Origin of the sequence: Synechococcus sp. PCC 7336, from assembly GCF_000332275.1 — a bacterium.
In the GTDB taxonomy this organism is placed as follows: domain Bacteria; phylum Cyanobacteriota; class Cyanobacteriia; order Thermostichales; family PCC-7336; genus PCC-7336.
On the sequence record NZ_CM001776.1, the window covers coordinates 3,312,324 to 3,331,520 of the forward strand.

Sequence of the window (19,197 nt, forward strand, 5' to 3'; positions counted from 1 at the left end):
ATCCCTAACGACCCTTGCACCCGATCGCCGCCGCTAGTTTCGAGATCGTCGATCGCGAGATCGGTTCTCACTCGTTATTGCCCGCCGAATACGCCATTGTGCGGCGGGCTATTCACGCTACGGCTGATTTTGAACTCAAGCACTTGTTTCGATTTAGTCCGGGGGCGATCGCGGCAGGGGTCGCGGCTATTCGAGCGGGGTTGCCCGCGATCGTCGATGTTCGCATGGTGGCAGTGGCGGTGGCAGGCGCATTGCAACAGTGCCCGCTCCATTGCGCGATCGAGCATGTTCCAGATGTTGTGCCGCAGGAGCAAACGCGGACGGAAGCGGGGATGCGAGCGTTAGCGATCGCCTATCCCAGGGCGATCTTTGTCGTGGGCAATGCACCGACGGCGCTGTTGGCATTAGTGGAACTCGTACAACAGGAAGTCATTGCCCCCGCCCTGATTGTGGGGGTTCCCGTCGGGTTTGTGGCGGTGGAGCGCTCCAAAGCGGCGCTGGCGCAGTTAGATGTGCCGCACATTCTCGTCGAGGGACGCAAGGGGGGCTCGCCAGTGGCAGCCGCTACGGTCAATGCATTGGTAAATTTGGCTTATGCCAACTAACTTCCGACATCAGCTCTCTGTGGTGGGTATGGGGCTAGATGGGATGGAGGGATTGTCAGACTCGGCGCGATCGCTCCTCCACAGCAGCTCCGTCATCGCCGGACCGCCTGTCCACCTGCAACAGGTCCGCCACTGCCCCGGACGCAAACTCGAACTCAACCCACCCCTGCGGAGCTGGATTCCATTGCTGCAAGAGGAATTGCAACAGCAGGATGTGGTGCTGCTGGCGACGGGCGATCCCTTCTTCTTCGGCATTGGTCGCCTGCTGGCCCATCATTTTCCCCCATCGCAACTGACTTTTTATCCCCAGCTAAACTGCGTCCAACTGGCCTGCAATCGCCTCCACATTCCCTGGCAATCTGTCACGGTCCAAAGCGTTCACGGGCGATCGCTCGAATCTCTCCAAGCGGCCCTCAAACAAAGCCAATCCCCCATCGCTGTGCTGACCGACCCACAGCATTCGCCAGCGGCAATCGCCCAATTCGTCCTCGATCTGCGCTTGCCCGTCCGTTACGACCTCTGGGTGTGCAGTCACCTGGGGGGAGACTCGGAACAGATCGAACACTGCCAACTGGAAGGGGCGATCGAGCGCGAGTTTCCCGTTCCCAACATCGTCATTCTCCAGCAACCCCCCTCGCCTCCCCTGCAGCTCGATCGCTTGCCTTTAGTGGGAATTGCCGATCGCCACTTTCTCACCTTTCCCGATCGCCCCGGACTGATCGCCAAACAAGAGGTCCGCAGTCTATCGCTCTCGCTGCTCCAACTGCCCCAGCGGGGAGTGGTTTGGGATGTGGGGGCGGGAACGGGCTCGGTGTCGGTAGAAATTGCACGGCTGGGCGCAGGGCTGTCTGTGTTTGCAATTGAGCGGGATGCGGCCGGGATCGAGTTAATTCGAGCGAATGCACAGCGATTTGCACTCGGGACAGTGGCAGCGATCGCGGGCACTGCTCCCGAGGTTCTCCAGCAATTACCCTTGCCCGATCGCGTCTTCGTAGGGGGTGGAGGCAAGCGCATCGTCGAGATTCTGAGGGTTTGTGTCGAGCGCCTGCGGTCGGGGGGCATGATTGTCGCAAACTTTGCCACGCTGGAGAATTGTTTGGCGGCGCAAACCTATTTGCAGTCGATGGGGTGGAGGGTACAGTTACTGCAGGTCAATTTGGCTCGATCGGTGGCGATCGCCAGCGCCACCCGCTTTTCTCCTCTGAACCCAGTGACACTGTTGCAGGCGCAGCGGCGATCGGAGAGCCAGAATTGAGGGCGATCGCTGCAGTGTTTGGCGATTAGCTGGCAATCTCTTCTGCGCCGTTAAAGATGTCAAACAGTTCGCGGCAAACGAGCCTGAACCGATCGCAAAATCCTTTCAGAGGAGGATTGGGGCCGAGAAAGTCCCAGTTGGCGATGGTGGAGAAGCGCCAGCGCTGATTGTTGAAGAGGCCAAAACAAACGGCATCGATTCCGATCAGGCGATCGCCAGAAAACCTCAATTGCACCAATGTTTTCCCCGGTGGAAAATTAAAGCCTAAATCGATGGAATCGGGATCGGTTTGGGCGAGAGTTTCGCGATCGTTGGCCCAAGGATGCAAGTTGGCTTTGACGCCAGGAAATTCTTGCTTAAACAAATTCACGACTGTCGCGATCTTGGCGGTCGCTTCGAGCGATGTGGCTTTTTCGGATGCATTCATTGTGCTGACCCCTCCACAAGCAAGAATCATTTCGCGACTTGGAGATGATGTAATTGTAGTAATGACTATCCTCAATGCCTAGGCAAGTGGTGTAGTCAGCGATACATTCTGAAATATTTCTTGCCTGCTTGAGGATTTCCTCAACCAATCGCCGCTATCGAGCTGCTGCAGATCGCAGCGCTGCTTTGAGCGGTTCCACCAGTGGAGGCGCTGGGATTGTGGGATTATTCAAAATTTGGTCGGGGCTATAGGCTTGGCCGTAGAATTCTTCAATTCTGTTGTGACTGATGGACAGATCTCCTCCCTCAATCGCAACGCCGCCAAACAAACCTCCACTGCGGGAATAGGTATAGACGCGATCGTCGCGGAATCCATCCCCAATCGGATCCACCGGTTGCGTCCCCACCGGCCCCGCCACCCCCGACACACTGCCGCCAAACTCTACCCCATCAGTCAGGACCCGATCCACTAAAGTGCGGGTGGGAAACACCAAGATGACATCGCTCGACCGACCTCCCACCTGCAATCCAATGCTGCCGCCGCCGAGGGACAAAAACACCGGATTACTCCAAGATCCATTGGGGTTGCGGGAGAGCAATACCCCCTTGCCGTGGCGAGCGCCAATGATAAATCCCCCTTGGGCGACATTGGGAATAATGGCAATCCCCGCACTCTGGCGCAGCAGCGACGCCGGGATGCGGGTGTCGGGGTCTCGAATCATGGATTCAAAGTTGTCGGTGGCTTTGCGCACGGTATCTGCGGGGTCAGCGATCGCCGGTTGACTCGCCGCGATCGTCACTGCTGTCGCGATCGGTACGACAACCCAAGCAGGATTCCATTTCATTGACTTATCCTCCAACAACTGGCTAGTGTGGAAATCGCTCGAACGTCGCCCGAGAACAATGTTGCTCGCAGACAATAGCGATCGCCTCTATTCAATTGAAGCCATTGCTAGCCGCAACGTCGATATACTGCAATTCTGACCCTGACGACTCCCCAAAAAAAGCTCCCCATTACTGGGGAGCGGTTGACTAACCAGAAACCAACAGAGTCACTGCAAACTTGTTCTCTAGAGGGCACCCAACTGAGTCAAGCCCAGAATGGTAGCAGCGCCAAACACGTGACCGAGGCTGGTGGCCCCTAAAAGCTCGGGCAAAGACAGCTCGACTAAACCAAAGTTGAAACTCATGCCTTCGGCACCTTCGGGAACGGCATAGGCAGCGCGTTCTTCGTAACCCAGATTGTCCAGCCAGGAATTAATCAAGGGAACGACCGACTTCCAGAGAAAAATGGCAAAAACATTGCACAGAATCATCGTTATACCGATGCTGAACGACCAACCAGTGGGCGCGGGGGGCACAGCTGCAAACAGCATTCAATTCGCTCCTTTGAAGAGGCCAAGTTTTCTTATGTGACTTAAGATACGGCACGCTGATGCAAAGCTTCTACCTCTGTTGCAACTCTTAATTGTTTTGTGATTTTCGTAACGAAATACTAATCTGCCGCAGTCAGCTCCCGCTCGGGGTAGCGCTGGGCCACAAATCGCTGCAGTACGGTTTCTAAGGCAATGGAGCGAGCAGCCTTAAATAAGATGCGATCGCCCCCCTCCACGCGAGCCGCCAGCCACTGGGCGAGTTCGTCGCGATCGCCAAATTGATATACGCGATCGCCGGGTAGCGCCTGCACCAGCGACTCCATTTCCGCCTCTGGATCGAACAAACAAATCCCTGCAAGCTCTAACTGAGCAGCGATCGCGCCAACTGCGGCATAGAGTTCGGGGGCGGCATCCCCCAATTCTCGCATCGGCCCCAGCACTGCCCAATGACGGCGATCGCCGCTTTGACACAATACTTGCAGAGCCGCCACCATCGCCTCTGGAGCGGCGTTGTAGGTTTCATCTAAAATCTCGACCCCATCGGGCAGCATCAGGACTCGATTGCGTCCGCTCAGTTGGGCGGGCAGAGCAATGCCCTGTTGCAACGGGTCGAGATCGAGACCGAGGCCGTCGATCGCCACCAAAACTGCCGCATAGTTGAGGGCCTGATGTCTGCCTGCAAGGGGTACGGGAAAGCGGCGATCGCCCCATTGCAGCACGGACGGATGGGGCTGCCAAGTGAGGGGAAAAGGGTCGCGGTCGAGCCCAAAGCGAAGGGTTTTCCCCGACCAAACCCGTGCAGCGGTCGTTTGGAGCAGCTCGTCTTCGCCATTGAGCAAGGCAACGCCTGCCTGGGGATCGAGAGATTGCAGCAACTCGCATTTGGCTTTGGCGATCGCCTCTCGCGAGCCCAGACGACCGATGTGAGCGGTCCCCACGTTGGTTATCAGCCCGTGGGTGGGTAGGGCTGTTCCAGCCAAGCGGGCAATCTCTCCCGGACCGCGCATCGCCATTTCGACGACCGCAAAGTCGTGGCATTGGTCCAGTTGCAATAGCGTCAGTGGAACGCCCAGGTCGTTGTTGAAATTAGCTTCGGTTTTGAGGACGGTGCCGTAGGCGGACAGGGCGGCTGCCAAGAGTTCTTTCGTGCTGGTTTTGCCCGCAGAACCAGTAATGGCCAAGACAGGAATTGCAAACTGCGATCGCCACCAGCGGGCGAGGGTTTGATAGGCAACCAGGGTATCGGGCACGAGCAGGTAGGGACCGTCGAGCGGACGAGAGGCGATCGCCGCTACTGCCCCCTTCTGGAAGGCTTCGGCGCTATAGTCGTGCCCGTCAAAGCGTTCGCCCGCGATCGCCACAAACAGATTGCCCGAACGGAGTTGACGAGTATCGGTACTGACACCGCTAAATGTCTCTGCTGCGGGTTGACCCGAGATGGAGGTTGAGAGGAGTTGCGCCAACGACGCCAGCGAGCCGCTGCAAGTCATAGATTTCGGCGAGAAAAGCGATCGTTCTCACTATAGGGGCTGTGCGATCGCTAGGGGCAAATTCGACTAATCGTCGATCTCAGCCAGTTCGATCGCCTGACCGTCGCGATCGCGAACCAATAACGACATGGGTTTTTCGGAACGCACGGTGTGGGGAATTTTTTGTTTGGCAATGTATTGCTGCAGAGCTTTAATGCCATCGCGATCGAAGCTGACGTGGCGGCGACGGTTAGCATAGCTGCCCGTAGTGTCGGCAGAACCGGTAATGATATGCACCTGGGCGTTCTCTGTCAGTTGATACCACAGACCGGGATCGTCGGCCACTGCCCTACTGCCGAGCGGTCGGTTGTAGTTGTAGGCGCTAGCCATATCCCCTTGGTAATACATGGGGTCGAAACTGCCGACGGTCTGTTCGTAGCCGTAATAATAATGCAGCGGCAGCTCGGCTTCGGGCAGCTTGAGGTACTGTTCGTAGAACCGTTTCGCGTCATCCAAGTTCGGCACCATGATGGTGTAGACACGAGGGGCACCACTTAAAAAGGTCCACATGGCCCCGCCGTAGGCGGAGAGCAACATGAACATCAATCCCTTGGTAGAGAGTAAAACCGTCAGGGGGATTAAAGGCAGCAGAACGGCAAACATAGGGAAGGAAGTACCCATCCAATTGTGCGGTAGTTCTAGTATAGTGGGCTGCCGATGGGGAAACCCGCCACACTAGCAGCAGAGTCGAGCGGAGGAGCAGCCATGACTGCACCCTTGAGATATGCCATTGTCGGCACGGGCGCTCTGGGGGGATATTATGGCGCGCGCCTGCAACAGGCGGGTGCGGAAGTTCATTTTCTCTTACATCGAGATTACGATCGCGTTCGCCAGCACGGCTTGACGATCGAGTCTGTTGACGGAGACTTCGTGCTGCCGCAAGTGAATGCCTATTGCCGCGCCAGCGATATACCTGTTTGCGATGTGGCGCTGGTGTGTCTGAAAACGACCCAAAACCTCTTACTTCCCCATCTGTTACCCCGTTTGGAGGCTGATGGCTCGGTGCTGACACTGCAAAACGGCATGGGCATCGAAGCCGAGATTGCAGCTATGGTGGGCGATCGTGTCTCAGTTCTGGGGGGTACCGCTCACATTTGCTCGAATAAAATTGGTCCCGGCCACATCCGCCATCTCGATTACGGTCGCATTCACTTAGGAGCCTACGGCAACCACTACGAGCCTCAAGGCATCACCGAACGGATGCAGGCGATCGCGGCAGATTTCCGTCGGGCTGGGATTGAGACGATCCTTTCGGAGAATTTGCTGTCCGTCCGCTGGCACAAATTGGTGTGGAATATTCCGTTTAACGGTCTATCGGTGGTGTTGGATGCCAAGACCGATGCCATGATGGCGGACCCAGATACGCGATCGCTGGTGGAGCAACTCATGCACGAGGTGGTGGCAGCAGCAGCGGGACATGGCGTCGCGATTGCGGCAGACTTCGTGCAACTCATGTTGGATAGCACGATCGCCATGAAGCCGTATTTGACGAGCATGAAGTTGGACTTTGAAGGGAAACGCCCGCTGGAAATGGAAGCTATCTACGGCAATGCCGTCAAAGCTGCTCGGGAGGCGGGCGTTTCCATGCCAAAAACAGAGCTTTTATACCGCCAACTCAAGTTTCTCGACACCCGAAATCTCAATCGCCAGCCCAAAAATCTATATATTTCGAGATAAAATTTCAAACTATTTCGGTAATATTTGAACGTCTCTAGTTGATGGCTAATTCAATCTAAATGCTCTAAATGTTCGATGCAAAGCTTAAACGTAAGCGATCGCAAAAATTAGCGAGTTACCGTCGAACTCCGATAACTCGCTAACTCAATGCAAAATCAATTTTCAATTGGCTTAACCTCCTTCGCAGAACCCTGCTTGGCGGAACCGCAGCCAGTCTCCCCACGCAGTTGAATCATCCCAGATCCTGGTTAACTCAGCTCTTCGATCGAGCCTCGTTACTAGCCACTGCGGTGGGGGAAGCTACCTACGCTTCCACCTATATATTAGCGCATTTCTCCTCGCCGAGCGGCGGCAGATGATATCTGAAACCGGATGTCGAACGAATACTTACAAGCATTATCTTATTCTCGATCTTTCAGAAATCGATTTAAGATTAGCCAATCGAATTGTGCTCAATTTGCGGTTATAAGAGAAGGGAAAAAGTCAATCAATCGGCGAATGGCTTCGGCCACTAGCGGCGCGATCTCGACAATATCCAACTTGGACAGCACCTGCTGCGAGGTCAGCCGAAACGGCGGAATGGTGTCGGCGATCGCGATGCGATCGAGCGCGGGCGTAACCAGAATGCGATCGGCCTTCTCGGCAAACACGCCGTGAGAAGCAGCCGCAGAGCTTGTCGTTGGCGCTTTGGCGATCGTCGCCGTGCAAAGACTGAATGAGATAGACATCTTTGCCGCGAACGCTGACTAGCGATCGGGCCTTGTGTTCGCCATCCTCAAACTCTCGTTCTTCGTGGTGGCTTAACGGCAGTTTCAGCGCTTGGCTAACTTTTTCGCCGAACTCGCGGCTGACGTTGAGAGCAAATAGTGCAATCTCGGGCTGGTTCGCGGAATGCGCCTATCTTTAGTGGTGCAGTCCCCTTCGACAAATAGTATGTCTTATTCTGGGTAAGATCCCGAGTGTCGCTTCGCCCCCCTAATGGGCGATCGCAGTCAGTTCTTTCCCGATCGCTCCACATCCCTTGATATCGCCTTAGTTCCCGCCGATCGCCCCTAAATTCACGATGGCTAACTCTGCCCCCAATCCTCTGTCGCCTCGAGCAGCCCTCAAACACTATTTTGGCTACGACCAATTTCGACCGGGGCAGGCGGAGATTATCGATCGCGCGATCGCTGCACGAGACCTGCTGGTGCTCATGCCCACTGGCGGCGGTAAATCGCTGTGCTATCAGTTGCCCGCACTGCTCGCCCCTGGCGTCACCATTGTGGTGTCTCCCCTGATTGCCTTAATGCAGGATCAGGTGGCCCATATGGTCGATAGCGGTATTGCAGCCACCTATCTCAATAGTTCCCTATCGGCAGCGGAGGCGCGATCGCGAGAAGCGGCTTTACTCGCCGGACAGTACAAATTGCTCTACGTAGCGCCCGAACGGCTTCTACACGAAGGCTTCGAGCCCACCCTGAGCGAATTGGCTCATGAAGTCGGGATTGCGCGGCTGGCGGTGGATGAAGCCCATTGCGTCTCGGAATGGGGGCATGATTTTCGGCCCGAGTATCGGCAATTGCGTACGATTCGGCAGCGGTTTAAGTCAGTACCGGTGACGGCTTTGACGGCGACGGCAACGGCGCGGGTGCAGGAGGATATCATTCGCCAACTCGCCCTTGAAGAGCCCTACGTGCACGTGGCGAGCTTTCACCGGCAGAACTTGCACTATTCCGTGCGATCGAAGCCAAAACAGTTGCCGCTGGAGATCGTGCGCCTGATTCGGGAGGAGAATGGGGGATCGGCGATCGTGTATTGCCAGAGTCGGGCCTCGGTGGACAAACTGGCGGCAGCACTGCAACAGGCGGGGATTGCGGCATTGCCCTATCACGCGGGCATGAGTGGCGAGGCGCGGGCCGCCAATCAAACGGCGTTTGTGCGGGATGACGCGCAGGTGATGGTGGCGACAATCGCCTTTGGCATGGGCATCGACAAGCCAGATGTGCGACTGGTGATTCATGCAGATTTGCCGCGCAATTTGGAAAGTTATTACCAAGAGTCGGGGCGAGCTGGGCGAGATGGGTTGCCCGCCCAGTGCATCTTGTTTTTTTCCTATGGCGATCGCAGCAAAATCGAGTTTTTAATCAAGCAAAAATCCGACCCAGAAGAGCAACGGATCGCCCGACAGCAATTGCGGCAAACAATTGATTATGCTGCGTCTTTGCTCTGTCGTCAGCGGGTATTGGTGGGATACTTTGGCGAGACGTTAGAACGAGATTGCGGTACCTGCGATAACTGTTTAAATCCAGTGCCTCTAGAGGATCGCACGATCGAGGCCCAGAAGTTTTTGTCATGCATCTACCGCTGCGAGCAACGGTTTGGCATGCGTTACATTATCGATGTCTTGCGGGGAAAATCCGACGATCGGATTGTGCGCAACCACCATGACGAGCTATCGACTTTCGGCATTGGCAAGGACTTAACGATTAAGCAGTGGCAAGCTCTGGGGCAGGCGCTGGTTCACCAGGATTTTACGATTGAAAGTACGGATGGGTACGGGATTTTGACGATTGGCGATCGCGGCATGGCAGTGTTGCGTCGCGAACTGGAAGTGAAAGTGCCGCAGCTCGCACCCGAGCCGGAGAAAGTCGCGGTGCAACGGCAAGAGTCGGAGACTCTATCGGAGGCTGACGGAGAGTTATTTCAACACTTACGCAAATTGCGCAAGAAAATTGCAGATTTGCAGGCGGTCCCTCCCTACATCATTTTTTCGGATCGTACGTTAAAAGAAATGGCTCGGAAACAGCCGGAAACCCTAGCCGAATTCGGTCAATTGGTGGGTGTGGGGCAGAAAAAGTTGAATCAATATGGCGAGATATTTTTAAATGCATTGGACGACTTCTTGCGGCGATCGCGAGTCCGTCAGCCTGCAGATCCGACCCCTGAAGCGATCGCGCCAGAGTCCGAATTTGCGGAACCCTTCGAAGGAGGCGATTCACGGGAGGCCGCCCCTCATCCTAAAGCGCAACCGATTGTTATGCCCGAACCCCCCGAACCTGTCGCTCAATTCATTCACGCGAGCGAGACGCAGATGGAAACGTTGGAGCTGCACCGACAAGGCTTGTCAGTCGCTGAGATTGCCAAGGCCCGTCAATTAAAGGAGCGTACTATCTTCAATCACCTGGCACAGTTGCTGGCAGTAGGCGAAAGGGTGGATATTGATGCAATTGTTTCAGCGGAGCGGCAGCGACAGATTTTTCGAGCCATTTTTGATGTGGGTAGTTATACCAGCTTGACGCCAATTCGAGAGTTGTTGGGGGAAGAGTTTAGTTTTGAGGAGATCCGTTTAGTTCGGGCTGTACTGTTCGGCCAGAGTTAGCATTCATCCTGGAGGGCTCGACGGTAGGACTAGTTGGTATTGCAAAGCAGGGAGAACGATCGCTGTTATTGAAGTTGTATAACGAAGTCGAGAATTTACCTCCAATCCCCCGCCAATGGGGTCCACTTCAGTTGTTAACCCAAGGCTTTGATTTACAACCACCCCTGTGCGGTTAACTGATGTAAGACTTGGTAGCGAGTGCGCGCATTGAGTTTCACCAACACCTTATTGATATGAAACTTGACGGTACTTTCGCTAATGTGAAGCTGTCGAGCAATATCGCGATCGCGCAGTCCGGCAGCCAGCAAGCCAACAATTTCTCGCTCTCGCGTTGAAATCGATAGAGCTTTGGCCATTGGCGTTTCGAGCCCCCAAGTCTCTCCCTGCATCACAGTTTCGATCGCCTGTCGCAGTTGCGGCGGCGTCACGGAAAGATCTAGGCAGGCTCTGGCGGCAGCAGGTTTGGGGCCGGGACCGACCTGAATCCACAACAGGCGATCGCCCTCTGCTAAGCCTTCAGGACTGTCTGAAAGGATAGGGATTGTTGCAGCGGGACTCGCCGCTACCGTCAACCCAGCTAGATAAGCCAGTTGGGTAAAGGCCAGTTGTAAAACGGGTTGCTGGCATCGAATACAGATGGCGATATCGCGGCTGGGGCTGAGATTGGGAAGTCGGAGAAACACCTGCAACACTGCTTGCTCGCGGCTTGTCTGCAATTGCAACACTCCCCCCAAAGTGTGGATGGCGATCGATAGCGCTTCAAACGCAGTCTCGATGTGCGAAGTTCCCGCTGGCGATCGCTCGAACTGTTCCGCAGGCAGACCGGCGATCGCCTCTAGAGACACAGCATCGCTGTCGTAGGTAAGACGACAGTAATTGCAGTCAACCCGATTCAGAATTTCTGCTGCCTGTAGAAATAGATAGGTGTGGGAAGGGCCGAGCGATCGCTCGGTGCCCAACATCGTCAAGCGGGTGGTGCCCAACAGGCGAGCCAATCGGTCGGACAAAACCTGGCCCTCTTCTCCCTGGGCGATCGCCTGCCATGCTTGTTTATCTTTTTGGTATTGCAAAGCGGTTTGTAAGGCCACCGTCACCGCGGTACACAATCCCTGCAATACTTCTAGGAATTCTGCTGCCAGAGGCTGATGGCTAAAAATAGCCAATACCCCAATGGCCTCCCCACTCGCAATCAAGGGGTACCCGGCAAACCCGCGAATTTGATTGGCGATCGCCCAGTCGCGATCCTTCACCCAAGTTTCTTCCGATAGTTGATTGCTGAGGAATGAAACGCAGTTTTGGGCAATTTTTCCCACTTTAAAGGCTCCCATAGGAACGCGGGCAAAGCTGCCATTGGTGTGGGTATACAAACCCGAAGAGGCCACCAATCGCAATGCCGTGCGATCGCTCTCCACTAGCCAAATCCGAGCCAAAGCACAGTCAAATTGTTCGATCGCCCCATCGGTGACACAACGGGCGATCTCCTCTGGCTGCAAGCGTCCGGCAAACGACTGTGCAATCTGATGGCTGCGCTGCAACTCAAACAACAGACGTGCTGAGTCGAGCAATCTAGGGATGGAGTCAGACACGGTCTAGTTACTCGGAAGGGGAGATCGGACGGCTGCGGAGGTGCAGGTACCCGTGGGCGGCACGCGCTCCACCTGAAAATCGCTCTAGATTGATTCAGTCGCAGGCAGGGCGATCGTTTTGTATCGAGGGCAACATACGCTGCGGTTTTCTGTCGCCATATCGGAGCTCGCTCGACAGTTTCGGTTTAGAGGCCACAGTTGTCGAAATGGTTAGGGGGGGCTACTGCCTTGGCTCGTCAGGCATGATGTTTGAACGGGCGAGATTGTCTTAAAGACTAGAGATCGAGGTTTGGTAAATCTGGATACAAGATTCGAGGCATATGAATTTTATGGTGCCTGTGTTGGGAATTGTCAGGCATATCGTCTGTTGAAAACCCTGCCAGAGACTCCATTCGAACGCGATCGGTCGAGGGATTACCGCACAAACCTTGCGAACTTGATTTCATTCAAAACCTATGGGTTAAATCTATGCAAACGCACTATCCCAGCATCATCATTGGAGGGGGACAAGCAGGTTTATCGATGAGCTATTGCTTGAAGCAACGGGGTATTGAAAGCATTATTTTTGAAAAACACCGCGTTGCGCATACTTGGCGATCGCAGCGATGGGATACCTTTTGCTTGGTCACCCCCAACTGGCAATGCCAACTGCCGGGATTTCCCTACACTGGACCCGATCCAAACGGGTTTATGCTCAAACATGGTGTTGTTAGCTATATTGAAGACTATGCTAAGTTTTTTGATGCCCCTGTCAAAGAAGGGGTAGAAGTCAAGCAAGTCAAACGTAACGCCGATCTGCAAACTTATTCAGTCAGCACGTCCATCGGAGACTTCACGGCTGACTCTGCGATCGTTGCGACAGGTAGCTATCACGTCCCCAAAATTCCTCGCATTGCAGAGCGGCTGCCTACAGACATTACCCAACTGCATTCTTCTACCTACAAAACCCCCGAATCTCTGCCGGAGGGAGCGGTTTTAGTGGTGGGCTCCGGTCAATCGGGCTGCCAGATTGCTGAAGACTTACACTTAGCAAATCGAGAGGTTTATCTCAGTGTGGGGGGTGCCCCCAGATCTCCCAGAATGTATCGAGGCAAAGACGTAGTGGATTGGCTCGATCGAATGGGTTATTACGATACTCCCATCGATGCATATTCCGATCCAGACAAGGTCCGTAAAAAAACAAACCACTATCTGACGGGGCGAGATGGCGGGCGCGAAATCAATTTGCGGCAATTCGCCCTAGAAGGGATGCAGTTAGCCGGTAGATTGAAGGATATCGATGGGGGCAAGATCGCGTTTAATGGCGATCTGCAGCAAAACTTAGATAAGGCAGATGCTGTTGCTGACAGTATTAAGGTCACGATTGATACTTACATTGAGGATAAGAATATCGATGCTCCTCTGGAGCCGCCTAGTGAGGCGATCGCAGGCCCTCGGGATGCAATTCTAGAGCTAGATTGTACTGCAGCCAATATTAAAACCGTCATTTGGTGTACCGGTTTCGAGTCCAATTTCAGCTGGATTGATGTGCCGGTCTTTAATGGAGAAGGCTATCCCAAGCACGATCGCGGTGTCACCTCGGCAGAAGGCTTGTATTTTCTCGGTTTGCCTTGGCTGTATACCTGGGGCTCGGGGCGGCTGTCGGGTATTGCTCGGGACGCGCAGTATCTTGCCGATCGCATTGTGGCGCAACAAAAGATGGTGCGATCGGAGTTGGAGAGTGCGGCCGATATCGCGGTGTTAGGATCTTAAGGGTTATCGTCGACGCGATCGCCTCCCGTATCCCGATTCAATACCCTAGGAAGCTCGGAGAGGCGATCGCCCGTCGTCTTGCTACATTTGAAGGTCTGTTTGTGGAACCTCAAACAATCGCTCGTCCGAGCAATAGATATGCGAATTACCACGCACACGTTTACTTCGGCCCCGAAACCGTCGATCGCGCTCGTAGCTTATGCGTGTCGGCCGGTGAATTGTTCGATGTCGAGATTGGCCGAGTTCACAAGGCATTGGTCGGCCCTCATCCCCACTGGAGCTGTCAAATTGCTTTCGACAGTGCTCAATTCGACGCCCTAATTGAATGGCTGGAGCAAAATCGCAATGGCCTGAATATACTCGTTCACGGCCTCACTGGGGATGATTTGGAAGACCATACAACCCATGCAGCTTGGCTTGGCAATCCTTCAACACTCAATCTCGGGATATTCGATGCCTAAACCGCGCCCACGTTGAGAGCTGGAGGTTTAGAAAGATTCCAAAAACTAATGAAGCGATCTTGGGCGATCGCCCTCACGATTTTATCAAGTATCAATATCAATGTTTTCATAGAGCGAGGCGATTTCGATTTGGGCTTCAAACACACTTAAAGACAATGTGACATCAGGAGAATCATATTCTGATAGCAGCCATTGATTGGCGGCCGTCTTGACGTAATGTTCTACATGGATACTGTATTGATTGACAATCAGGTATTCGCGGCAACTGTCAATCGTACGATAAGCAGAAAACTTTTCGCCGCGATCGTAATTCTGCGTTGATTTGGATAGCACTTCGGCGATAAAGCAAGGATTCATAATGGTATCGGCGCGCCCCGTTTGAAGTTGTAAGGGCTTTTCGATAACCATCAAATCGGGATAGGTATAGAGATTGCGAGCGGGAATCCAAAGCCGTTGATCGGTGTAAAAAGTTCGGTACGGCTTCTCTTTCAGTCCAAGTTTAAGTAGAATGTAGAGGTTGCCAGCGATGTCGTTATGGTTCGGGGTTCCTCCCGTCATCAGCCTAATTTCTCCGTCTATATATTCATGACGTTCCTCTGAGGCAAGCTCAAGTTTTAGGTATTCTGCGCGGCTATAAGTCAGTTTTTCGATTGCCTGTGTCATGGTGCGATCTAAACTCCTGATGCTCCAAGTTTTTGGGCACTCGTTCCTTCGGATGCGATCGATGACTCCAAACACTTGCGATAGAAGGATCGCAGTTTTTTTGGGGGTGAATCGCTGCCATCGACCTCAAGGCATTTCACGATTTGCCCCGATCGCGCTGACCCAGATGTCCGAACTGCCCGTCAGCCGTGAATGATGGCACTCCAATCGTCGTTCTCGACCGCTTCCTCCAATTTGCGCATCCGCTCGGCACCCTCCTCGCTGACATCGGCTTCGTCCATCAATTGCCTGTCAGCCATTGCTTTGCGCAACTTTAACTTCTTGTCCTCGTGGACCTGACGTTCGGCTACCGACATGGCCGCTCGGGCCGCCTCGCCCACCGTAGCCGCCCAAGTCTCCGTCCCTGCATTCCCCGAGGGCACAGAACCATTGGCTGCAATCCAAGCCTCGCGCACCCGCTCCATCTCTGCCCGTTTGGGAAATTTGAAGCTTTGCACGCGCACGTAAGCACAGGTGTCGGGACCGTGCTGTTCGAGATGGCTCTGTAAAGACAGACGCACATTGCGAGAGAGATTGACGTATTGCACCTGTCGATCGCCATCCAGAACGGCGTAGACGCCTGCAACTTTGGCATGACTCGCCCGATCGCACCAATCCTGCAATCCGACGATGCTCCCCTGCAACTCCAGCTCGGCGGCAGAGTCCGCCGTGGCTGCGTGGACATCTTCCCCGTCGTAGAGAAAGTCATGCAGTCCTCGATGAGCTGCCGGTACCTGCTGATGTTCGATCGATTGGCTCGGGCGATCGCTCACGACTGGGGCCTCCAACAATGACAAACAGGCCCTACGTTCACCTAGGCCCTCCCCCTATTGTGAGCCACAACGCGGGAAACCGAGCTCCATCTCCCAATTCCCTCAATCCTTACTGCTGGGGAACTGCCGCAACGGGACGACCGATCGCCTCCAAACACTGCTCGATCGAGCCCTCCCCCGTTACGCTGGCATACACCAATCCCTGCATCTCTAGCTGTTTGGAAAACTCGGCTACAGCGGCATCGAGCAAGATCGCTTGCGGGGCGGGAGGACCGTAAGCGGCGATCGCTTCAATCTCCAACTGAAATTCCCCCGGTCTAAAACTCGGATTCAGCGCACCGTCATACTCGAACTTGCTCAACATCACCTGCAGCGCGGTAATCGACTGCGTCGTTACCTCAACCCCCGACACCGTTTTCGCCCGCATCACCGGCACGAGTTGCTGGAAGGGAATGCGCACGTCAATCCAGGTGTTGGCGATCGTGTCGAACGAAAAGCTATAGGCAATGCCATCCCAGCGCTGCTCGTCCCGCAGAAAAAACTTGTAACGCTGGCCGTCCCCCCGCAGCCGCAGCCGAATGCCATCAAACCCCGACAGATCGAGTACGGGCTCTAAATTGCGGGTACGGACAGATGCAAACCCACCCGAGTTATCGGTGGAGACAATCCCAGAAAAAATAGCTGCCCGATCGCCCATGCGAATACCACTGGAACTCACCCCCCCCATAACCACATCGTCCACCGGCCCCCACACCTGCAACAGGTCGGGGGTGGGGCTGCGGAAGTCGAACAGGAGACGCTCGCTGGGTTGAGTGGAGGGCACGAGCTGGGGAATCAGACGACTGAGAAAAGCAGTTTCTGCGGAGCCTGCGCTACAGACGATCGTCGTCGAAACATCGGCAACGACAGGGGCGATCGCCAAGGTCTCTGGCGCACCGGCAATGACCTCCACAGAGGGGGGCAAGGCTAAGGGAGTCGCGGCAAAATTGACTAAACGAACGCGATCTCCCCGTTCGGCCAACCGACTGGCAATCTCCCGAGACACCGAGTCTGTCCCCACCACTAAAACAACAGCAGCAGGCGACTCGGGTTGCGCGTAAGCGACATCCCCCTTCTGCCCAGTCAGTTGTACGAACCAATCCGCTTGACTCACCATTGGCACCGCCCCAAAAAAGACCAGTGTTTTGAAAAACCGTCCTATATCCCATCCCATTGCGGCAGGCTCCGTTGCAAAAATCATCTACGTTCATTTTCATCTGCATTTATTTTCACTTTTTCTATAGATTTTCAACAAAATCGATTAAAGTGAAGGCGGTATAACAGTGCGCTAGAGAAACAAGCTATGGCAAAGCAAACCGTCGTTGCCCCCTCCATCCTGTCCGCAGATTTCAGTCGCCTAGGCGAAGAAATCCAAGCCGTCGATCGAGCCGGTGCCGACTGGATCCACGTTGACGTGATGGACGGTCGCTTTGTCCCCAATATTACGATTGGTCCCCTGATTGTCGAGGCTATTCGCCCCCTGACCCAAAAGCCCCTCGACGTTCACCTGATGATCGTCGAACCCGAAAAATATGTTGAAGGCTTTGCCAAAGCCGGTGCTGACATCATCTCCGTCCACGCCGAGCACAATGCTAGCCCCCACCTACACCGCACCCTCGGCCAAATCCGCGAATTGGGCAAGCAAGCGGGCGTGGTGCTCAACCCCGGCAGCCCCCTCGAACTGATCGAGTACGTCCTGCCCCTCTGCGACCTCGTCCTGATCATGAGCGTCAACCCCGGCTTTGGCGGCCAGAGCTTTATTCCTGGAGTCATACCCAAAATCCAGAAGCTGCGCGCCATGTGTGACGAGCGCGGCCTCGATCCCTGGATTGAAGTGGATGGCGGCCTCAAAGGTCACAACACCTGGCAGGTGTTAGAAGCCGGTGCGAATGCGATCGTCGCGGGTTCCGCTGTATTCAAGGCTGATGACTATGCCGAGGCGATCGAAGGTGTGCGCAACAGCAAGCGCCCTGCCTCCGAGAAGACGCTGGTGACGGCTTAAGCCTTGCCGGGTTGAGACTCGACTGAGAGCGGCTGCGTGACGTAGCCCTCGATTAAGCGATCGCCTCCCACTGGGCGATCGCTGATGTTTTCGAGCCTTAGGGCAGACCCCATCACGGACACGCCCGTCCCTGCAATCGGTCCGGGGGCGATTTTCCCGCCAATAAACTTGGGGGCCACAAACGCCATTACCTTTTGAATGGCACCAGCTTGGAGGGCAGCGGCAGCTAGGGTGGCCCCACATTCCCATAAGAGATTGATGCAGCCGCGCTGGTGCAGCACTGTAGCCGCCGTCATGGGGGTTAACTTCGGCACGACGATGACTTCCACCTGCCGACGCTCGAAAAACGCTAACAGGTGCGATCGCTCCTCCTGTTGCCGACCGCTGGCAGGCTCTGTCAGTACCAGCGTGGGAGCCTGACGGGTATCCCACAATTGCGCCGTTGTGGACAAATCTAACTGCCGACTCAGCACCACCCGCAAGGGATTGCGACCCTCCGCCAGCCGACAGGTGAGCTGCGGATCGTCTCGGCGAACGGTATTGCTCCCCACCACCACCGCATCGCTAACGGCCCGCTGAGCGTGAACCACTTGACGGGATTCGATGCCGCTAATCCATTGGCTGTGACCCGTAGTGGTGGCAATCTTGCCGTCTAGGGTCATGGCATATTTAAGAATGCCGAAGGGCAACTGGTGCCGGATGCTGTGGACAAATGCCTCGTTGAGGTGCCGGCAGGCGGACTCTTCGACACCAACCGCAACCTCCACGTCCGCTTGACGGAGACAGGCAATTCCTTTGCCTGCGACGAGGGGGTTGGGGTCTACCATGCCTGCGACGACGCGGGCAATGTCGGCCTTGAGAAGGGCATCAGTGCAGGGGGGCGTGCGTCCGGTGTGGTTGCAGGGTTCGAGATTCACATACAGGGTCGCACCAGCAGCCAGATCCCCCGCCTCTCGCAGGGCAAAGATCTCAGCATGGGGTTCTCCCGGTTTGGGATGAAAGCCCTTGCCCACACAACGACCCTCGCGCACCACCACTGCCCCCACCATCGGATTGGGGGAGGTATAACCGGCAGCCTGTTTTGCCAGTCTCAAGCAATATTGCATCCAGTACCGGTCGAGATTTGCGGCTTGCATTGCATCCATGAGTCACCTCGATCCGGGCTTCCGGTGGCTCAGTATAGCGTCGGCTCGGGGCGATCGCTTGTTTCACTCTCGCATAAGATACTGCCGTGCCAAGTTCGGGCTGCTCGCCTAGCCATCTTTGCTCAGTAAATAATCGACAGCCCGCTGAAGCTGCTCGGTCCGCTCGCGAAGTTGCTCGGTGCGTTGATTCATGGCCTGGATTTGCTGCCCCGATGCCTCGACAAAGCGATCGATGCGAAGATTGGTTGCCTCGCTAATTTCTGCAAAGCGTTCCACAGTGCGATCGACGCGAAGATTGGTTGCCTCTCTAATCTCTATCAGGCGTTCCACAGTTTGTTCGATGCGGTCCAATCGAGATTGCCGTCCCCACATGAGCGTACATCCTGAAATTAGCTTTCTCTAATCCAGTATATCGAGCGAGTTGTTTTTCCCTCAGCGATGGGGGGCTTGCACTCGTTGGGCAATCTTCTGCTTCCATCTCGAACAGTGCGAGACCATCGCGCCCAGT

General features: G+C 55.1%; 19 protein-coding genes and 1 pseudogene. 7 read left to right on the plus strand and 13 right to left on the minus strand.

Going from position 1 to position 19,197, the window contains the following annotated elements; genetic code table 11:
* The first annotated feature begins 14 nt into the window (after positions 1–14).
* Positions 15–605, plus strand: coding sequence for a precorrin-8X methylmutase (locus tag SYN7336_RS15945; RefSeq protein WP_017326953.1), 591 nt, complete (start codon positions 15–17; stop codon positions 603–605).
* Positions 595–1,860, plus strand: a complete 1,266-nt coding sequence (cbiE, locus tag SYN7336_RS15950) for a precorrin-6y C5,15-methyltransferase (decarboxylating) subunit CbiE (RefSeq protein WP_017326954.1) — start codon at positions 595–597, stop codon at positions 1,858–1,860. Before SYN7336_RS15945 ends, cbiE begins: the two co-directional genes overlap by 11 nt.
* A 25-nt stretch (positions 1,861–1,885) precedes the next feature.
* On the opposite strand, the gene SYN7336_RS15955 is transcribed toward cbiE, so the two are convergent.
* From SYN7336_RS15955 to SYN7336_RS15980, 5 genes are all read right to left on the minus strand, one after another.
* Complete coding sequence (locus tag SYN7336_RS15955) at positions 1,886–2,287, minus strand: hypothetical protein (RefSeq protein WP_017326955.1); 402 nt, start codon at positions 2,285–2,287, stop codon at positions 1,886–1,888.
* Between the two features lie 154 nt (positions 2,288–2,441).
* Entirely contained in the window at positions 2,442–3,131 is a 690-nt protein-coding gene (locus SYN7336_RS15960) for a lipid-binding SYLF domain-containing protein (protein WP_017326956.1), read from the minus strand.
* 225 nt (positions 3,132–3,356) lie between these two features.
* A complete protein-coding gene (locus SYN7336_RS15970; protein WP_017326957.1) occupies positions 3,357–3,662 on the minus strand; it encodes a hypothetical protein in 306 nt (101 codons plus the stop codon).
* Between the two features lie 119 nt (positions 3,663–3,781).
* A complete protein-coding gene (gene murF, locus SYN7336_RS15975; protein WP_017326958.1) occupies positions 3,782–5,152 on the minus strand; it encodes a UDP-N-acetylmuramoyl-tripeptide--D-alanyl-D-alanine ligase in 1,371 nt (456 codons plus the stop codon).
* Positions 5,153–5,218: 66 nt separating this feature from the next.
* A complete protein-coding gene (locus tag SYN7336_RS15980; protein WP_017326959.1) occupies positions 5,219–5,794 on the minus strand; it encodes a hypothetical protein in 576 nt (191 codons plus the stop codon).
* Positions 5,795–5,896: 102 nt separating this feature from the next.
* Between SYN7336_RS15980 and SYN7336_RS15985 the strand changes: the two genes are divergently transcribed.
* A complete protein-coding gene (locus SYN7336_RS15985; protein ID WP_038027187.1) occupies positions 5,897–6,868 on the plus strand; it encodes a putative 2-dehydropantoate 2-reductase in 972 nt (323 codons plus the stop codon).
* A gap of 452 nt (positions 6,869–7,320) precedes the next feature.
* Here SYN7336_RS15985 and SYN7336_RS32370 read toward each other — a convergent pair whose 3' ends face one another.
* A complete protein-coding gene (locus SYN7336_RS32370; protein WP_017326961.1) occupies positions 7,321–7,596 on the minus strand; it encodes a hypothetical protein in 276 nt (91 codons plus the stop codon).
* Positions 7,595–7,741, minus strand: a pseudogene (locus tag SYN7336_RS33045) (ribose-phosphate pyrophosphokinase-like domain-containing protein); the annotation flags it as partial. The pseudogene SYN7336_RS33045 and the gene SYN7336_RS32370, both read right to left, overlap by 2 nt.
* A 190-nt stretch (positions 7,742–7,931) precedes the next feature.
* On the opposite strand from SYN7336_RS33045, the gene recQ reads away from it, so the two are divergent.
* Positions 7,932–10,229 (plus strand): DNA helicase RecQ, encoded by a 2,298-nt coding sequence (recQ, locus tag SYN7336_RS15995; RefSeq protein WP_017326962.1) that lies wholly within the window; start codon positions 7,932–7,934, stop codon positions 10,227–10,229.
* A 152-nt stretch (positions 10,230–10,381) separates the two neighbouring features.
* Here recQ and SYN7336_RS16000 read toward each other — a convergent pair whose 3' ends face one another.
* Entirely contained in the window at positions 10,382–11,815 is a 1,434-nt protein-coding gene (locus SYN7336_RS16000; protein ID WP_156820179.1) for a GAF domain-containing protein, read from the minus strand.
* 468 nt (positions 11,816–12,283) lie between these two features.
* Here SYN7336_RS16000 and SYN7336_RS16005 point away from each other — a divergent pair, with 468 nt between their 5' ends.
* Both SYN7336_RS16005 and SYN7336_RS16010 read left to right on the plus strand, forming a co-directional pair.
* Complete coding sequence (locus tag SYN7336_RS16005) at positions 12,284–13,567, plus strand: MSMEG_0569 family flavin-dependent oxidoreductase (protein ID WP_017326964.1); 1,284 nt, start codon at positions 12,284–12,286, stop codon at positions 13,565–13,567.
* Between the two features lie 101 nt (positions 13,568–13,668).
* Positions 13,669–14,028 carry a DOPA 4,5-dioxygenase family protein gene (locus SYN7336_RS16010; protein WP_017326965.1) on the plus strand — a complete coding sequence of 120 codons (360 nt, stop codon included), beginning with the start codon at positions 13,669–13,671 and terminating at the stop codon, positions 14,026–14,028.
* 84 nt (positions 14,029–14,112) lie between these two features.
* On the opposite strand, the gene SYN7336_RS16015 is transcribed toward SYN7336_RS16010, so the two are convergent.
* From SYN7336_RS16015 to SYN7336_RS26250, 3 genes are all read right to left on the minus strand, one after another.
* The gene (locus tag SYN7336_RS16015) at positions 14,113–14,691 is read right to left on the minus strand and encodes a Uma2 family endonuclease (RefSeq protein ID WP_026101061.1); all 579 of its coding nucleotides are present in this window, start codon (positions 14,689–14,691) and stop codon (positions 14,113–14,115) included.
* Between the two features lie 182 nt (positions 14,692–14,873).
* The gene (locus SYN7336_RS16020; RefSeq protein WP_026101062.1) at positions 14,874–15,503 is read right to left on the minus strand and encodes a GIY-YIG nuclease family protein; all 630 of its coding nucleotides are present in this window, start codon (positions 15,501–15,503) and stop codon (positions 14,874–14,876) included.
* 109 nt (positions 15,504–15,612) lie between these two features.
* Positions 15,613–16,743 (minus strand): CIA30 family protein, encoded by a 1,131-nt coding sequence (locus tag SYN7336_RS26250; protein WP_017326968.1) that lies wholly within the window; start codon positions 16,741–16,743, stop codon positions 15,613–15,615.
* A 102-nt stretch (positions 16,744–16,845) separates the two neighbouring features.
* Here SYN7336_RS26250 and rpe point away from each other — a divergent pair, with 102 nt between their 5' ends.
* The gene (rpe, locus tag SYN7336_RS16030; RefSeq protein WP_017326969.1) at positions 16,846–17,544 is read left to right on the plus strand and encodes a ribulose-phosphate 3-epimerase; all 699 of its coding nucleotides are present in this window, start codon (positions 16,846–16,848) and stop codon (positions 17,542–17,544) included.
* On the opposite strand, the gene ribD is transcribed toward rpe, so the two are convergent.
* Entirely contained in the window at positions 17,541–18,689 is a 1,149-nt protein-coding gene (gene ribD, locus SYN7336_RS16035) for a bifunctional diaminohydroxyphosphoribosylaminopyrimidine deaminase/5-amino-6-(5-phosphoribosylamino)uracil reductase RibD (protein ID WP_017326970.1), read from the minus strand. The two genes, rpe and ribD, sit on opposite strands and share 4 nt — an antisense overlap.
* Positions 18,690–18,797: 108 nt before the next feature.
* Positions 18,798–19,061, minus strand: coding sequence for a hypothetical protein (locus SYN7336_RS16040; protein ID WP_017326971.1), 264 nt, complete (start codon positions 19,059–19,061; stop codon positions 18,798–18,800).
* Positions 19,062–19,197 lie beyond the last annotated feature (136 nt).

Excerpts from the sequence above, each read along its gene's own strand:
- recQ (WP_017326962.1), top strand. The coding sequence starts at position 7,932 with ATGGCTAACTCTGCCCCCAATCCTCTGTCGCCTCGAGCAGCCCTCAAA.
- SYN7336_RS26250 (WP_017326968.1), bottom strand. The coding sequence starts at position 16,743 with ATGATTTTTGCAACGGAGCCTGCCGCAATGGGATGGGATATAGGACGG.
- cbiE (WP_017326954.1), top strand. The coding sequence starts at position 595 with ATGCCAACTAACTTCCGACATCAGCTCTCTGTGGTGGGTATGGGGCTA.
- SYN7336_RS16015 (WP_026101061.1), bottom strand. The coding sequence starts at position 14,691 with ATGACACAGGCAATCGAAAAACTGACTTATAGCCGCGCAGAATACCTA.
- SYN7336_RS15960 (WP_017326956.1), bottom strand. The coding sequence starts at position 3,131 with ATGAAATGGAATCCTGCTTGGGTTGTCGTACCGATCGCGACAGCAGTG.
- SYN7336_RS15980 (WP_017326959.1), bottom strand. The coding sequence starts at position 5,794 with ATGTTTGCCGTTCTGCTGCCTTTAATCCCCCTGACGGTTTTACTCTCT.
- SYN7336_RS16005 (WP_017326964.1), top strand. The coding sequence starts at position 12,284 with ATGCAAACGCACTATCCCAGCATCATCATTGGAGGGGGACAAGCAGGT.
- SYN7336_RS32370 (WP_017326961.1), bottom strand. The coding sequence starts at position 7,596 with ATGTCTATCTCATTCAGTCTTTGCACGGCGACGATCGCCAAAGCGCCA.
- SYN7336_RS15985 (WP_038027187.1), top strand. The coding sequence starts at position 5,897 with ATGACTGCACCCTTGAGATATGCCATTGTCGGCACGGGCGCTCTGGGG.
- rpe (WP_017326969.1), top strand. The coding sequence starts at position 16,846 with ATGGCAAAGCAAACCGTCGTTGCCCCCTCCATCCTGTCCGCAGATTTC.
- ribD (WP_017326970.1), bottom strand. The coding sequence starts at position 18,689 with ATGGATGCAATGCAAGCCGCAAATCTCGACCGGTACTGGATGCAATAT.
- SYN7336_RS16040 (WP_017326971.1), bottom strand. The coding sequence starts at position 19,061 with ATGTGGGGACGGCAATCTCGATTGGACCGCATCGAACAAACTGTGGAA.
- SYN7336_RS15955 (WP_017326955.1), bottom strand. The coding sequence starts at position 2,287 with ATGAATGCATCCGAAAAAGCCACATCGCTCGAAGCGACCGCCAAGATC.
- murF (WP_017326958.1), bottom strand. The coding sequence starts at position 5,152 with ATGACTTGCAGCGGCTCGCTGGCGTCGTTGGCGCAACTCCTCTCAACC.
- SYN7336_RS15970 (WP_017326957.1), bottom strand. The coding sequence starts at position 3,662 with ATGCTGTTTGCAGCTGTGCCCCCCGCGCCCACTGGTTGGTCGTTCAGC.